The sequence below is a fragment of the Siphonobacter aquaeclarae genome, from assembly GCF_900103285.1.
GTDB lineage: Bacteria > Bacteroidota > Bacteroidia > Cytophagales > Spirosomataceae > Siphonobacter > Siphonobacter aquaeclarae.
This window is the reverse complement of sequence record NZ_FNGS01000005.1, coordinates 194,298-210,704: the sequence shown is the minus strand read 5'-3', so window position 1 is coordinate 210,704 and position 16,407 is coordinate 194,298. Positions and strand designations below refer to the sequence as shown.

The 16,407-nt window shown below is 54.4% G+C and carries 12 protein-coding genes; 8 read left to right on the top strand and 4 right to left on the bottom strand.

Features of this window, described 5'->3' with window-relative positions; genetic code table 11:
* Positions 1-21 precede the first annotated feature (21 nt).
* Together BLR09_RS14125 and BLR09_RS14120 are read left to right on the top strand one after the other, a co-directional pair.
* Positions 22-477 (top strand): (2Fe-2S)-binding protein, encoded by a 456-nt coding sequence (locus BLR09_RS14125; protein ID WP_093203343.1) that lies wholly within the window; start codon positions 22-24, stop codon positions 475-477.
* Positions 478-502: 25 nt separating this feature from the next.
* Complete coding sequence (locus tag BLR09_RS14120; RefSeq protein ID WP_093203341.1) at positions 503-2,791, top strand: xanthine dehydrogenase family protein molybdopterin-binding subunit; 2,289 nt, start codon at positions 503-505, stop codon at positions 2,789-2,791.
* 109 nt (positions 2,792-2,900) lie between these two features.
* Here BLR09_RS14120 and BLR09_RS14115 read toward each other — a convergent pair whose 3' ends face one another.
* Entirely contained in the window at positions 2,901-3,629 is a 729-nt protein-coding gene (locus BLR09_RS14115; RefSeq protein WP_093203338.1) for an NUDIX hydrolase, read from the bottom strand.
* A gap of 137 nt (positions 3,630-3,766) precedes the next feature.
* On the opposite strand from BLR09_RS14115, the gene BLR09_RS14110 reads away from it, so the two are divergent.
* Positions 3,767-5,377: a carboxylesterase/lipase family protein gene (locus BLR09_RS14110; RefSeq protein ID WP_093203336.1), complete on the top strand. Its 1,611-nt coding sequence runs from the start codon at positions 3,767-3,769 to the stop codon at positions 5,375-5,377.
* 114 nt (positions 5,378-5,491) lie between these two features.
* Here the strand turns inward: BLR09_RS14110 and BLR09_RS14105 are convergent, their stop codons facing one another.
* Positions 5,492-6,319 (bottom strand): alpha/beta hydrolase, encoded by an 828-nt coding sequence (locus tag BLR09_RS14105; protein WP_093203333.1) that lies wholly within the window; start codon positions 6,317-6,319, stop codon positions 5,492-5,494.
* 205 nt (positions 6,320-6,524) lie between these two features.
* On the opposite strand from BLR09_RS14105, the gene BLR09_RS14100 reads away from it, so the two are divergent.
* The 4 genes from BLR09_RS14100 to BLR09_RS14085 all read left to right on the top strand — a co-directional run bounded on the left by BLR09_RS14100 (position 6,525) and on the right by BLR09_RS14085 (position 9,445).
* Positions 6,525-7,340, top strand: a complete 816-nt coding sequence (locus BLR09_RS14100; protein ID WP_093203331.1) for an oxidoreductase — start codon at positions 6,525-6,527, stop codon at positions 7,338-7,340.
* Between the two features lie 32 nt (positions 7,341-7,372).
* Positions 7,373-7,810, top strand: coding sequence for a DUF2147 domain-containing protein (locus BLR09_RS14095; RefSeq protein ID WP_093203328.1), 438 nt, complete (start codon positions 7,373-7,375; stop codon positions 7,808-7,810).
* Between the two features lie 121 nt (positions 7,811-7,931).
* Positions 7,932-8,429, top strand: coding sequence for a hypothetical protein (locus BLR09_RS14090; RefSeq protein WP_143011095.1), 498 nt, complete (start codon positions 7,932-7,934; stop codon positions 8,427-8,429).
* 110 nt (positions 8,430-8,539) lie between these two features.
* Complete coding sequence (locus tag BLR09_RS14085) at positions 8,540-9,445, top strand: helix-turn-helix domain-containing protein (RefSeq protein WP_093203323.1); 906 nt, start codon at positions 8,540-8,542, stop codon at positions 9,443-9,445.
* 26 nt (positions 9,446-9,471) lie between these two features.
* Here BLR09_RS14085 and rph read toward each other — a convergent pair whose 3' ends face one another.
* Together rph and BLR09_RS14075 are read right to left on the bottom strand one after the other, a co-directional pair.
* On the bottom strand, positions 9,472-12,075 hold the full coding sequence (rph, locus tag BLR09_RS14080; protein ID WP_093203320.1) for a rifamycin-inactivating phosphotransferase: 2,604 nt from the start codon (positions 12,073-12,075) through the stop codon (positions 9,472-9,474).
* A gap of 246 nt (positions 12,076-12,321) precedes the next feature.
* Entirely contained in the window at positions 12,322-12,765 is a 444-nt protein-coding gene (locus BLR09_RS14075) for a triphosphoribosyl-dephospho-CoA synthase (protein ID WP_093203318.1), read from the bottom strand.
* Between the two features lie 565 nt (positions 12,766-13,330).
* Between BLR09_RS14075 and BLR09_RS14070 the strand changes: the two genes are divergently transcribed.
* Entirely contained in the window at positions 13,331-16,396 is a 3,066-nt protein-coding gene (locus BLR09_RS14070) for a SusC/RagA family TonB-linked outer membrane protein (protein ID WP_093203315.1), read from the top strand.
* The last annotated feature ends 11 nt before the right edge of the window (positions 16,397-16,407 follow it).

The following is a 16,407-nucleotide window of genomic DNA, read 5'->3' as shown; positions in this document are numbered from 1 at the left end:
ACAACCTCTTCATTCAAAAACATGGCCAAATACTCCATTCAGGTAAACAACAAAACCCACGAAGTCGACGCGCTGGAAGACATGCCCCTGCTGTGGGTACTGCGCGACATACTCGGTCTGAGAGGCACCAAGTTTGGTTGCGGGCGGGCGCTGTGCGGCGCCTGCACCGTGCACCTCAACGGAACCGCTGTCCGCTCCTGCAGCCTGCCCGTTTCTGCCGTGGGCGACGGCAAAATCACCACCATTGAAGGGCTTGCCGAAAACGGTGACCACCCCCTTCAGCAGGCCTGGGAGAAGCTTGTGGTCCCGCAGTGCGGCTACTGCCAGACCGGGCAGATCATGAACGCCGCCGCCCTGCTGCAAAGCAACCCGCATCCTTCTGAAGACGAAATCGAAGGCGCCATGCAGGGCAATCTCTGCCGCTGCGGCACGTACAACCGCATTAAAGCAGCCATTCTCAGCGTCGCAACTGCCTGACCCACTTCCTCAACGAGCAAGAAACATGAAAATACCAGCTTCTTTTGACGGGAAAACCGACGCGTCTTCCACCGAGATTTTCAAGGCTTCGAGAAGAGATTTCTTAAAAATAGGCGGATTGTTTTCCGGTGGACTGGCCCTTGGCGTCAGCCTCTTCAGCTGCAACGAGAAAGGCGAAAAAACCGCCACCCTCGCGCCTAATGTTTACCTGACGATTTCCTCTGCCGGTGATATCACCCTGATTGCCCACCGCTCCGAAATGGGCCAGGGTATCCGGACGTCGCTGCCGCTGGTCATCGCCGACGAGCTGGGCGCCGACTGGAGCAAAGTCAAAATCGTTCAGGCGGAAGGCGACGAGAAGAAATACGGCAACCAGAATACCGACGGCTCCTTCTCCATCCGGATGTTTTACAAGCCGATGCGGGAGGCCGGCGCAACGGCCCGCCTGCTGCTGCTCCAGGCCGCGGCCAACCGGTGGAAGGTTTCCGTGACAGAATGCGATACACAGAATAGTCAGGTAATTCACACGACTTCCGGCAAAAAACTGGACTTTGGCGAGCTGGTTGAAGAAGCGCAGAAACTACCCGTTCCGGCCGCCGCAAACATCAAGCTAAAAGATCCCGGACGCTTTACGATGATCGGCAAGGCAACGCCGATTGTAGATCTGCACGACATCGTCAGCGGGCAGGCCGTTTTCGGCATCGACGCATTTGCCGAAGGCATGAAGATCGCCGTCATCAAGCGTTGTCCGGTCGTCGGCGGGTCGGTCAAATCCTTCGATGACAAAAAAGCCCTGGCAGTACCCGGCGTGCTGAAAGTCATCCCGATCAAAGGCCCCGGCCTCCCGGCAACGCTGTCCAAGCCACTCTCCGGCGTGGCAGTCATCGCCGAAAATACCTGGGCGGCGATCAAGGGACGCGATCTCCTGGAGGTTCAGTGGGACCTCGGGCCGAACGCCACCTACAGTTCCGCAGAAGATATCGCCCGGCTGACGAAAGAAGTAGCCAGGGCCGGCACTGTGCGTCGGAACCGCGGCGACTTTGCCGCCGCCAAAGCCGGTGCAAAGAAGGTGATCGAACATACCTATATCGCCCCGTATCTCGCCCACGCTACGCTGGAGCCGCCGTGCGCCCTGGCCGTGGTCAAGGACGGTCGCTGCGAAGTATGGGCCTGCACCCAAAACCCGCAGGGCGCCCGCGACATCCTCGCCGAGACGCTGGGAATACCGGTCGACAAGGTAAAAATCAACATTACGCTCCTCGGCGGCGCCTTCGGGCGGAAGTCGAAACCGGATTTTATGCTCGAAGCCGCATTGCTCGCCAAAGAGTCCGGACTACCGGTCAAGGTGCAGTGGACGCGGGAAGACGACCTCCACCACGACTACTTCCACGCCCTGAGTGTGCAGCGCGTAGTGGCTACCCTCGACGCGCAGAACAAGCTCACCGGCTGGAATCACCACATTGCCTACCCGTCTATTTCCGCTACGGAGGATCAGTCGGTCGTACAACCGAGCGACGGCGAGTTAGGTCTTGGCGCGACAGACTTTCCCTACCAGGTTCCGGCAATCCGGATCGAAACCCACGATGCGCCGGCCCATCTCCGGATCGGCTGGCTGCGCTCGGTACGGAATATCCCGCAGGCCTTTGCCGTGGCGACGATGATGGACGAAGTCGCCGAAGCCCGGGGCGTAGATCCCGTCGCGAACGCGCTCGAACTCCTCGGAGAAGACCGCAACCTGACCTTCGAACAGGAAATGGGCAAAGGAAAGTACCCGAATTACGGCGAAAGCATCACGGACTATCCCTGGGAAGTAGCCCGGATGAAAGCCGTCATTCAGCGCGTTGCCAAAGAAGCCGGGTGGGGTAAGAAACTACCGAAAGGATCCGGTCTTGGTTTCGCGGCGCATAAGAGTTTTCTGACGTACGTAGCCTGCATTGTGGAGGTACGGGTAGAAGCCGGGAATAAAATCGTCATTCCGCATGTACACTACGCCGTCGATTGCGGTACAGCTGTCAATACCGACCGCATCCGGTCACAGTTTGAAGGCGGCGCGCAGTTTTCCGCCAGCCTGGCGCTGAAAAGCGCTATTACGGTGAAGAACGGGCAGGTGGAACAAAACAACTTCGACGGATATCAGCTCATCCGCATGCCGGAATCTCCCAAGGAAATTCACGTGCATATCATGGAAAATCAGGCTAAACCCACTGGCATCGGCGAGCCGCCGGTACCGCCTTTCACGCCGGCACTGTGCAATGCCATTTATGCTGCGACAGGTAAGCGGATTTACACGCTGCCGATTGATTTGAAGGGGTAATCATCTCTTTCTGAAGGAAATACATTTCATATGATAAAAAGCCCCCTGTCCGGTAATATTCGGACAGGGGTTTTTTATGCCTGTATTTCCGGACAAGCGCTGTTCCGAATTATTCTTTCGTCAAAAACCGGTATACATACGGCGCCTTGTGTGCGCCGCCGCCGTACTTCTTGTCGATGCGTTCGAGCATGCCTGAACCCAGCATACTCCGCTGAAAACTCGACCGGTTGAGGGATTTGCCGAGGATGGTTTCATACAGGCGCTGCAGGTCGGCCATGGTGAAGGTTTCTTCCAGAAGGTTGGAACCGATCAGTTTGTGGTCGAGGTTGGTTCGCAGCGTTTCCAGCGCTTTCCCGACAATCACCCGGTGATCCAGCATGAGTGCGGGCATATCCGTGAAATCGAACCAGGAGCAGCTATCCGCCAGGCCGTCCGTTTTGGGTACGGTTTTGGTAAAATCCACCAGCGCATAGTATCCGACCGTCACAAACCGCTGCAGGAGCCAGTGATCGTCGGGCGGAGTAAACCCCTTCGAAACCATGATACCCCGCAATGGATTCGGATCGAACCGGGCCAGGTCGCCGAAGGTATAAAACTGCTCCAGGTAGATCTCGTCGAGGCCCGTCCGCTCGAAAAGCATACGCCGGGCTGCCTGGTTGAGATCTTCCCGATCCCGGATAAACCCGCCCGGCAGCGCACAGGTACCGGACTCATAGGTCAGCAGCAAAATCTTCAGCTGCCCTTCATGGAAACCGAAGACAACGGCGTCCAGCGCCAATCCCGGAAGAAATCCCTTTCCTGCGGACAAGGTAACGTCCGGCGCATTTTGCTCACTCATGCCGCAAAAATAGCAACGAAATCCACTCCGCTTTTGGCAAAATCCAATCCGCTGGTTATTATTGTCGCATAGTGCAACAATAAACCTCTCTCAACGGCCGGTCAGCCAGTCAGGCGCCGGTCAAATCCTGTTTCCTTATGAAGTTATCCTTTATGGTTTTACTGGTGGCAGCGTCGCTCCCTGTGCTGGCACAGAAAAGTGCGACAACGGCGAAAACGGCCTCCGGGGTACTGGAAGGCGTGGTCGAACCGAGCGGTATCCGTTCTTTCAAAGGAGTTCCCTTTGCGCAGCCGCCCGTGGGCGAGCTCCGGTGGAAAGAGCCCCAGCCGGTAAAAGCGTGGACCGGCGTCCGGAAAGCCGATGAATTCGGCGCCAAACCCATGCAGCTCAATGTATTCGGAGACATGAACTCCCGGTCGAAGTCGATGGGTGAAGACTGCCTCTACCTCAACGTCTGGACACCGGCGAAGTCCGGAAAAGAAAAACTGCCCGTCCTGGTATACTTCTACGGCGGCGGCTGGGTAGCGGGCGACGGCTCCGAACCCCGCTACGACGGAGAGAGCATGGCGCAAAAAGGCATTGTAGCGGTGACGGTAAACTACCGCCTCGGTGTTTTTGGCTACATGTCACATCCTGAATTTTCGAAAGAATCCGGACATAACGCTTCCGGAAACTATGGCTACCTCGATCAGCGGGAGGCCCTGCGCTGGGTCAAGCAGAACATCGCGGCGTTTGGCGGTGATCCGAATCAGGTGACCATCGCCGGGGAATCAGCCGGTTCCTGCTCGGTGAGCGCCCAAATGGCTTCCCCCCTGTCCAAAGGCCTTTTCCACCGCGCTATCGGCGAAAGTGGCTCGCTGCTGGCGATGCCCATGCTCCCGCCCGTTTCCCTGGCAGATGCTGAAAAAGCCGGCGTCCGGTTTGGGGAATCCCTCGGGGCGACGACACTTGCCCAACTCCGGGCGCTGCCTGCCGACCAGCTGCTCAAGGCTTCCGGCAAACCCGGTGTGATGCAATGGACGCCGGTGGTCGACGGCTACTTCTTCCCCAAATCGCCCCTCGCTGCCTTCGAAGCCGGTGAGCAGGTGAAGGTACCGCTGCTTGTTGGCTGGAATTCACAGGAAATGGGCTATCAGTTTTTGCTGGGAAAAGAGCAGCCGACCGTTGCCGCTTATACGCAGGCAGTCGAAAAACGCTTTGGCGATCGGGCCGCGGAGGTACTGAAACTCTATGCGGCGACAGACGATCAGTCAGCCGAACAGGCAGCAACGGACCTTGCCAGCGACGGCTTCCTGAGCTATTGCACCTGGAAATGGGCCGATCTGCACAGCAAAACGGGCGGTAGCCAACCTGTGTACCGGTATTACTACAGTCGTCCGAGACCAGCCATGCGGCCTGAAATGGGCAACGCGAGCGCCGGTCTGGCCGGAGGTGTGGTACGCGACGGAGCTGCAAAAAAAGCGGATATCCCCAAAGGCGCAGTACACTCCGCTGAGATCGAGTATGCAATGGGTAACCTGGCCACGAATCAGGTATACGACTGGACACCGGACGACTACAAGGTCTCGAAGGTGATGCAGGAGTTCTTTGCCAATTTCATCAAAACCGGAAATCCCAACGGCGCGGGCGTTCCCGCATGGACGCCCATCAAGGGCAATACCGTTTCCGTCATGCATATCGACGTCAATACCCGTCAGGAGCCTGAACAAAACCGCGGGCGCTATCTTTTCTGGGATTCGAAGAAATAGGAAGCGATCGCTATTTAATACTAAAAGCAAAAACAGCGGCTCCTGTGAGCCGCTGTTTTTGCTTTTAGTATTAATAGTATCAAAACGGAAACCCGCTGATGAAAAACATAAGCCTCAGACTCTTCCGTTTATCCATTGCAGAATATCCGAAACAACCGTCTCCTTCCCCAGGTCATTGAGCAGGTCGTGGTAATGCCCCTCGTAAAGTTTCAGGGTCTTATCCGGCGAAGAAATATGGTCAAAAAAATACTGACTTCCCTCCGGCCGGGTGGCCTTATCCGCAGTACCGTGCAGAATCAGAACAGGAAGATTCATCTGCGGCATTTCCTCTTTGAGAAATCCGGCAGCCAGAATAAGCTGCTGCATGGTTTTGGTGGGCTGCTTTTCGTCTTTAAGCAACGGGTCCGTATTCATGGCTTCCACGACGGCCTCATCGCGTGAAAAGTCTTCGTTATTAAGCCGGACCACCCGGGTATGCGGGATGATATGGCTTAAAAACTTGAGCGTCGCCAAAGCAGCATCAGGCGCAGGAACCTGAAAAGCAAAGCTCTCCGAAATAAGGCCGTTCAATTTGTCCGGGTGCAACGCGGCAAATACCGACGCAAAAACGCCGCCGGCGCTATGCCCCAGCAGGAACAGCGGCAATTCCGGGTATGCGCCGTGTGCAATAGCAACAAGCTGCAAGATATCTTCAATAACCGCGTGGTAATCTTCTATGTAGTATCGCTCTCCTTCGGAACGGCCTCTGCCGGGCAGGTCAAGGGCATATACCTCGATTCCGGCGCCAATCACTTGCTGCGCAAAACCGTCGTAATATCCGCTGTGGGAGTTCAGGCCGTGAACAATGACGAGCACTGCTTTTGCTTCGCCTCCGGCTTCCCAATGCTGGTAGAAAATTTTGCTGTTATCTCCGGAAGTAAACGTCGTGGCGGTCGGTGTCATACGGAATAGGCGTTTGGTTTTTGTGAGAACGTAAGATACAGTATTTCAGCCGGTTTACGAGCCCAATCACTTCGGAATACCCCTGGATCCGGGCAACCGGCGAACCATTTCTTCCCCCACCGGAAAAAGTATACAAACAACCGGAATTTGTATCCCTGCTCCCGCCGTCGTCAGGCCGAATTTTGCATCGTAAACAACAACGAAAATGAAAAAAGTAATTCTGATTACAGGCGCAAGCTCCGGTATGGGCAAGGAAACCGCTCAAAAACTCATCGCGGAAGGTCACATCGTGTATACCGTCGCCCGGCGGCTGGATCTCATGGAAGACCTGAAGAAAATCGGCGGTCATCCCCTGCAGATGGACGTCACGCAGGAAGAAGATATCCAGCGCGTCGTCGATACCATCGTTAGAGAACAGGGCCGGATCGATGTACTCTGGAACAATGCCGGCTTTGGCCTGTATGGTTCGGTCGAAGACGTACCGCTGAGCGAAGCCCGGCGGCAGTTCGAAGTAAATGTATTCGGCATGGCGGCGGTGACGCAAAAAGTAGTCCCCTATATGCGCAAGGCCAATGCCGGCACCATTATCAATACGTCTTCCATGGGGGGCAAAATGTACTTCCCGATGGGCGCCTGGTACCACGCCAGCAAGCACGCGGTTGAAGGGCTGAGCGATTGTCTTCGCCTGGAACTCAAGCAGTTCAACATCCACGTAGTGGTACTTGAACCCGGCTTTATCGCGACCGAGTTCGGCTCTGTGTTGCTGGACGGCTTCGCCAAAATCCGGAAAGACAGCGCCTACCGCGACCTGATGGACAAAATCGTGGAAGGGACTAAAAAGTCGGCCGAAGGAAACGGGTCATCCAGCCCGGCTGTCATCTCGGACGCCGTCAGCAAAATCGTCAACAGCAAAAACCCGAAGACCCGCTACCGTGTCGGCAAGTTCGCCAAACCGATGGTCTGGATGCGGACCTACCTCGGCGACGATCTTTTCGACAAGATCGTCATGAGTCAGATGTAAAGAATCAACCTTAACACGCCGTTCTGAATACCATGAAATTCCTGAAACTCATTGCCATTCTGTTGCTGATTACGGCAACCCGTACCTTCGCTCAAAACGGCGAATCCGCCATTGTCGGAAAATGGGAATCCGACAAAAAAGACGTTCGTCTGGAGATATTCAAACAAGGAGATAAGTACTTCGGTAAATACCTCTGGGGGAATCAAATCGTCGAAGCCGACGGCATTACTTCGAAGAAAGACGTGAAGAATCCCGATGCTAAATTGCGGTCGAGAGAATTAATCGGCATCATCAGCCTGACGGACCTGAAATGGGACGGAGACGAATACACAGGTGGCCGGATTTACAACGCCCCCAGCGGCGATTATTACAGTTGCAAGGCGTGGGTAAAAGAGGGAAAAATGTATCTGCGGGGATACATGGGCGTATCGCTTCTGGGCAAAACGGCTACTTTTCATCGCCACAACTGATCCGGCATCAGTGTATTGCGGCACAGGGCCGGCGGCATGAATGAATGGCATACCTGACATTCTTTCAAATGCAAAAAGCGATGTTAAACAGAACACCTGTTCAACCGTAAACACCATCGACATGGATTTTTTCGAAAACACCCTGCATTGGATCAAAGCGGAATTATTCGAAGCCTGGTTTATCCTCGCATTCGGAGTAATTACAAGTCTCGGCGGCTTTCTCTTCTGGAAAATCGGGACTACACCTGGTTCGCAATCGCTGCTCTGGCCGCTTGTGCTCAGTGGCCTGATCTACGCTGGTATTGGCACAGGAATGCTGGTCTCTAATCAAAAACGCCTGGCAGTATTTCCGCCACTATATGAGCAGAACGAATCTGCTTTTGTAAAAGCGGAAAAGGCACGCGTTGAAGCGTTTCAATACGGATATCTCGTCTCCAAAATAGTAGCATCGGTATTTTTTTCCGCTACGCTGTTTATCTTCTGGACAACGAAAAATGCTGCCTGGCAAGGTATTGGTATCGGATTGTCCTATTTTGCCCTAGCCGGCCTGGTTATTGACTATTTTTCGCAGGAACGGGCTGATTTTTACTACCATACCATCCTGAAGTACCTGCACTGATACGCGTTGCCCGTCCTGTCAATACCGCAGAGGTTTCATTGAGAGGGCGGGCAAGTTGCAGAAGCAGTAATCTACTGACTTTCAGGTATTTATTTTCAAAAATCTGCAAAATGAAGCCGATAGTTCAACTAAAAAGCATCTCTGAAATCAACCGGTTTGTGAAAGGAGTTACGAAGCATCCGTTGGTAGCGGTGATTGATTTCAGCAAGGTCGACGAATACATCGAGGAAGATATCCGCGTCAGTTGTGATTTCTACTCGATCATGTTCAAAAACTACTGCGCGAACAAAATGCGCTACGGCAGAGAGTCCTATGATTTTCAGGAAGGCAGTCTGATCTGCATCGCTCCGAAACAGGTATTGACGATGGATAGCGAAATAGAAAAAAAGGAAGATATGGTCGGATGGGGATTGTTTTTTCACCCCGATCTGGTAAGGGGTACGTCTCTGGGAATGAAGATGAAAGAGTATACTTTCTTCTCCTATGAAATGTCGGAGGCATTGCATTTATCCGAAAAAGAAAAACAGACCCTGCTTGATTGTATTCACAAAATCCAGAGCGAGCTCGAGGAAAACATTGACAATCATAGCCAGAACCTTATCGTTTCCAATATTGAACTATTGCTGAACTACTGCCTGCGTTATTACGGCCGCCAGTTTATTACCCGGAAAAACACCAACCGGAATATTGTTTCGCAAATAGACGATGCTCTCCGGGAGTATTTCAGCAGTCCGATTTTGCTGGACAAGGGGCTTCCCAACGTCAGTTACCTGGCTGAAAAAGTCAACCTGTCCCCCAATTACCTGAGTGATCTGCTAAAAAAGGAAACAGGAAGAAATGCTCAGGATCATATCCATTACTACCTGATCGAAGAAGCCAAGGGTTTACTTTTAAGTACAGATAAAAGTGTTGCCGAAATCGCCTATTCACTGGGATTCGAATACCCCCAATACTTCAGCAAACTCTTCAAACAGAAGACCGGAAACAGCCCCCAGGAATTCCGGAATGTTAATTGAGCGAAAGAGCCTCTTTTGAAAATTTCCTATTCCGATAAAATCTCGACATACCCATCCGTCCCGTTTACCCGGATCCGCTGCCCGTCTCTGATTCGTCTGGTCGCATCTTCGATGCCGACTACCGCGGGCAATCCGTACTCCCGGGCGATGACGGCGCCATGCGTCATCAATCCCCCCACCTCCGTGATCAATGCCTTTACGGATACGAATACGGGTGTCCAGCTCGGATCTGTAAAGGGCGTAACCAGGATATCCCCTTCTTCCAGACCGGCGTCTTCCATCCGCAGCACTACCCGCGCTCTGCCTTCGACAATACCGGAAGACACGGCCAGACCTGCGAGCGCGTGCGCCGGGATGTTGTCGCGCCGGTACCGGCCCGCAATCGCTTCACCTTCAGACGTCATCACGCGGGGCGGCGTCAGCTTTTCGAAATGGCGGTAGGCTTCCTTTCGTTCCGGGACAGGGTTTCCGGGAAGCCTGCGGGAACGGACGACCTCTTTGAGTTCGTCAAATGACAGGTAGAAACTGTCTTCTTTTTCGGAGAAAACACCTTCCGCTACCAGCCGTTCCACCTCTTTCATCAGCGCCTGTTTATAAACAAAATAGCGGTTGACGAGCCCGTATTTCGGGTATTCCCGGTAGCTCATGCACAGGCGAACCGCATCGATCATCCGCCTGGTTTCCTGCACTTTATCTTCGCCATCGGGTAGTTCAGCGAGTTTACCGAGCAATTCCTTTGCCTTTGCGGAAGCTTCTGCCAACCCAAGTTCGTACTTCCGCTTGCCTGCTCCGGCAGTCTGGTTATGAATATTCCCCAACAGCAGCGGAATGAGCGTGGCCGGTCGCTCGCTCCAGCGCGTACGTGTCACGTCGATTTCGCCGGTACAGCGCATGCCGTAACGGTCCAGAAAAGTTCGGATGGCTTCCTTCGCCTCCCGACTGCCCGGTACATCGGGCAGGCTGTCGGGAAACGTTTCGGGGTTCGCGCGGGGCAGGTACTCCACCACCTGCGGATAAGGGCGGATGACATCTGCTACATCAAGCAGGGCGAGGCCCATTTCAGCGGTGACGTTATTCGGGAGCGACTGGGTCAGGGCGTCTGCCGCGTTCTTCTCCCCCAGCCATTCCTCCATTTTCGAATTGAGCCAGACCGAGCCGTTTACCCCGGCCAGAATGATGGCCAGGCTGGGCGACTGATTCATCACCCGCCGCGCTTCTTCCATGTCCGACCGGATAAAATCGAAAAGATCCGTCCCGGATTTGCCCTGAATCTCCTGCTTCAGCCGTTCGACGGAGGCCTGATTTTCGCGAATCAAATCGGCTATTGCTCCGGCAGGATCCGGTACCGGATCAAGGATATCCGCGGCGGAGAGGCCTTCCGCACCGCGAATGGGGCCTGGTACCGCACTTTCGTCCGGCAATGTCGGGAGGAAATCACCGCGTTCGATTACCGTAGCCAGCGCGTCGCGGATGAGCGGGTCCGACTGGTCGAAGATTCCGAGCAGGTTCGCGCGGCCGGAAAGAGTCGACAAACGCTTCGTGACATCCACAAACAACCGCCCGCCGGCAACCTGCATCGGCGCGGGGGTGAACATCAGAAAAAAGGACAATCCCCATGGCCGGATCGGGTCGGTCATCATTTGCTGGTGACCGACAGAAATGTAGACATGGTTTTCGTTGTCATCCACCTGGGGAACCGGAAACAACGTCGTAATCGGGCGACTCTGCACGACGTAAAAAACGCCTTCTGACAGACACCATTCGATATCCTGCGGTTCGCCGAAATGACCTTCAATGGTCCGCCCTATCCGCTCCAGCTCCCGGATTTGGGCATCGGTCAGGGCCTGCTGCGCGACACTGCCGGCTTCCGGCTCTACTTCCCGGGTACCTCCCTCCGGCGCTGCAAGAACCGCCCGTTTCTTTGTTCCGATTTGCTTCTCCCGGATTTCTCCGCTCCGTACCCGGTAGGTATCGGCGCTGACCAGTCCTGCAACAAGCGCTTCGCCCAGCCCAAAGCTGGCGTCAATAGTGGAAACCCGTCGGTTTCCGGAGAGTGGATCAGCCGTAAAGAGGATGCCTGACACCTCCGAAAATACCATTTGCTGCACCACAACGGCCAGGAAAACCTCCCGGTGGTCAAAACCCTGCTGCCTGCGGTAGGCCACCGCCCGGTCAGTAAACAGGGAAGCCCAGCACTGTTGTATGTGCCGGAGCACTGACTCTTTTCCTTTGATATTCAGATAAGTATCCTGCTGCCCGGCGAAAGAAGCCGAGGGAAGGTCTTCCGCCGTGGCGCTGGAGCGGACGGCGAAAGACTGCTCCGCATCAAAAGCAGCAAGAGCAGCATATACCTCGTGAACGATGCCTTCCGGAACGGGCAGGTTTTCAATGCGTTGGCGGATGCGCCCGGCGGTACGGGATACGTCGCCGGAGTCCCGGCTGAGCTCTTCGAGCAGTCCGGATAGCTCCGGGTCTGACCCGGTGACAGCCCGGTATGCATCGGTTGTAACGCAGAAACCATCCGGCACCCGGATGCCGTCGACGGAAGACAATTCCCCCAAATGAGCGCCTTTGCCACCGGCAAGCGGTAGCGCGGCGCGGTCGAGTTCATCAAAACGACGTACGAACATATACTGTCAGGAAGCGAAAAACGGGTTCGGGAAAAGCCCCCGGTATCCTCACCGATGGCTGATTTTCAAGAAGAAGCACAAAAAAAAGACACTTTTTCTTAGGTTGTATCTTTCGGAAAAAGATAGGCAAACGCGCATACCAAACGCCCCGATCTATACGTTATTACGACGTAAAAAAGCCCCGCCAGGTATGGCGGGGCTTTTTGTTTGGGTTACTTCTGTATTTCTGTTTCTCAGGGAGTCAATTTACAAAATCGTCTGCAACCCGGGTATGTGGTAGATCGCCAGTGTCAGGATAAGTCCCCAGAAAAACGCAAACACGCCCATCCAGAAAATGATACGGACCGGAGCGACGTTGAAAGACGTTGCCAGAAGCGTTCCGCCAATGGGGGTGAAAATCAACGGCGTCAGGCACGCAATTCCCGGCATTCCGAACCGGCGGTATACCCGCACGGCCCGCCGGCTGTTTTTCGAGAAACGCTTCGGCGGGGATTTCCGGTACCGTTGCCACCCCATCCGGATGGCTTTTCCGAGGTAGATAAAGACCAGCACCGTCAGCATCATACCGGCGATTGTGCAGAGCATCGTCTCCCACCAGGTCAGCTTCAACGCCACGCCGGCCAGCGGCCCGAGCAGGAATTTGAGCATGGAGGGCAGAATGACGCCCAGGTACTTTTCCGTGATTTCCATAGGACGAAGGGGTAAGAGCGACAAATCCGGGAGGAAGGATGAAACTACGTATTCTCCGGCGTGTTAACAAGTGATAGTCAACATTTTATGTCGAAAAAACCCTGCGATGTGGCATTGTGCAGCGGAGACGGCCTTTCTGTCCGGCACCGCTACGATCCTGCCGTACCCGTCGCCAGAACATGAAACTATCAAACTTTCTATAAATATAGTAATATTTTTGTCATTTATTAAAATTACAGTAATTTATTCTGTGTTTCCTTTTAATGGCAAAATAAAAATATGCACACACGTTTGCACAGGGCTGTTCAAACGGTTGCGCTGGGTTTAAGGATATAATACTAACTAACGGGTATAGGTGCAGGTCTTGCCATACGCTTCCGGCGTTCCTACATTCGGTTAAATTTTCCTCTATTCAACGCCGCAAACCCATTATTACCGGACGAGCCGCTTCGCCCGGACAGCTATTACTATGTTCATTTTTACCTAATTATCCTGCTTAACCTGACGTAACCTCCTGCTGCAACCCGACCGGAAAACGATTCATTTAACCATCTCAAACTAAGCAATGAAACAGCTGATCCCCCCTCCTCTGCGAAGAGGCCTGCTGCTTGCGTGCCTGCTGGCCTCTTCCCTCAGCACCCTGGCCCAGCAAATCAAGATTACCGGGACCGTGCGGGACGCCCGATCCGAACCGCTGCCGGGTGTGAATCTCTCGGTCACCCGGTCGTCGACCGGAACTACCACCGGCGCCGACGGGACCTTTACCCTCCTCCTTTCTGCTTCTCAGCGCCAGGATTCACTGGTAGTAACGGCAGTGGGATATACCCGCCAGGTACTGGCCATTCAGGACCGCACCGCGTTTGACATTGTGCTACAGGAATCGACGTCAATGCTGAGCGAAGTGGTGGTAGTCGGCTACGGTACCCAGAAGAAAGTCAACCTGACCGGCTCTGTGGCCGCGATTGATTCGAAACAACTGACGAACCGGCCTGTGACGAACGTCGCCAGCGCCTTACAGGGTACCATGGCGGGCGTCACCGTCACAGCGGCGTCCTCGGGCCAGCCCGGTCGCGACGGCGGTACCATCCGCGTACGCGGGATCGGTACGCTCAACAACAGCAACGCGATGGTCATGGTAGACGGTGTGATTTCGACGATGAACAACGTCAACCCCGACGATATCGAGTCCATCTCTGTCCTCAAAGACGCCGCATCCGCTGCTATTTACGGCTCCCGCGGCGCCAACGGGGTAATCCTCATTACCACGAAAAAAGGCAAAAAGGGCGCGACTCAGGTCAACTACCGCGCCTACATCGGGAAGACCAGCGCTACCTACCTGCCTGATTTCCTGCCCTCCTGGCAAGCTGCGAGCCTCTATAACCAGGCCCTGCTGAACGAAGGGAAAAACGCCAGGTATACCGACGCCGAAATCCAGAAATTCCGTGATGGCTCGGATCCCTACAACTACCCCAATACCGACTGGCTGGGGCTGTTTTACAAAGGCGACGGTATCCAGCAAAATCATTACATCGATGTCAGCGGCGGTACAGACAAGACGCAGTACCTGTTCTCTCTGGGCGGGTTCAACCAGAACGGGTTGGTGAAGGAGACGAATACGAAGCGGTATACCTTCCGGTCAAACATCTCCTCTGAAGTAGCCAAACGCCTGAAAGCCAACGCCAATATTGCCTTCACAAATACCGTCATCAACGAACCGAGCAACCCCTACACGAAGGAGTTTACCCAGCTCGTACGCCAGATCAACCGGATCTCCCCGACGATTCCATACAAGTTCGAAAACGGTCACTACGGGTACATCAGCGACGGCAGTCCGATGGCCTGGCTGGAAGGCAAGAGCTTCGCGAAGGAAAACTATTATGACCTGGCCGGTAACGTCGGCGCCGACTGGGAGCCCGTCAAGGGCCTCCACTTCCGGCCCATGCTGGCATACGTGCTGAAGATCGCCCAGACGAAGAAATTCATCTCCGACATTCAGTATTACAACGCACAGGGCGACGCGACGTTTTACCAGGGACCGAACTCGGTAACGGACGGAAACAGCGTCAACACCGTCGTCACCAACCAGTACATCCTCGACTACAGCAAAAGCTTCGGCAAGCACAACTTCGGTCTGCTCGCCGGTTTCTCTCAGGAAGCGACGAAATACGGATACGACGAAGGTTTCCGCAAGAACCTGCTGAACAACGAGTTATCGGAAATCAACCTCGGCTCTACGGACGGGCAGACGTCCGCAGGCTACTCTTATGAGCTCGCTCTGCAGTCTTACTTCGGACGGTTTAATTACGATTACGACGGCAAATACCTCTTCGAAGCCAACATCCGGCGGGACGGTTCTTCCCGCTTTTCAAAAGCAAACCGCTGGGGCGTATTTCCTTCGTTTTCAGCGGGTTGGAATATCGACCGGGAGGCGTTCTTCCAGCCGATCCAGCACATCGTTTCCTCGTTTAAACTCCGCGGATCGTGGGGCCGCCTGGGCAACCAGAACGTAACCGGCTCCGGCACCTACCCCTACTATCCGTATATCACGACGATCAGCTCGGGGCAGAACTACACCTTTGGCGGTACTTCTCCGGTGATCGCTCCGGGCGTATCGCCCGTCAACGGCGCCAATTCCAACATCAAGTGGGAAACCTCTACCGAGCGTACGGTGGGTATTGACGCGACCTTCCTCAAGGGGAAAATCTCCCTCACGGTTGATCACTTCAACAAACTCACGACGGATATTCTCCTGAGTATTCCTGTGGGCGGCGTATACGGCCTCAACTCACCGGTACAAAACGCCGGCGCTGTCCGGAACAAGGGCTGGGAATTTACCCTCGGCTTCAACGACCGGAAAGGAGACTTCTCCTACAACGCATCCGGGAATATCTCCTTTATCCGGAACGAAGTGACCGACCTGCACGGTACCGGCCCGATCATCAGCGGCTATACCTTCCAGCAGGTAGGATACCCGATTAACTCGCTTTATGGCTATGTGGCGGAAGGAATCTTCCAGAATCAGGAAGAAATCAAGAACCACGCAACGCAGAATACCCGCACTGCACCAGGCGATATCAAATACAAGGATTTGAACGGAGACGGCGTCATCACTACGGCCGACAAGCAGTACCTCGGCAACTACTTCCCGAAGGCTTCTTTTGGGTTTAACCTGGGTGGTTCGTGGAAAAATTTCGACCTCTCTCTCTTCTTCCAGGGCGCTGCCGGCGTGAAATCGTACATGGATGCTGGCAAAATCGGGGCGGTCAGCTCCGGACCGGGTAAACCGACATCGGTATTACTCGACAGCTGGTCGACGCAAAATACGTCTGCTGCCCTGCCGCGTATTCTCACGACCTATACCCAGAACGATCCGAGCAGTATGCCGTCTTCCTTCTGGGTGAAAAACGGCTCGTACCTGCGCCTGAAAAATTTCCAGGTAGGTTACTCCCTGCCACAGGCCTGGCTGCATGCGATCCGGGTACAGAAAGTACGGTTGTATTACAGCGGTCAAAATATCCTGACGTTCAGCAGTCTGTACAAATGGATTGACCCGGAAGCGCCCAATGTCAGCAGTATCTATTACTACCCGCAGGTCAAGACGAATACCATTGGGTTGAATGTCACATTCTAACTACATCCCGG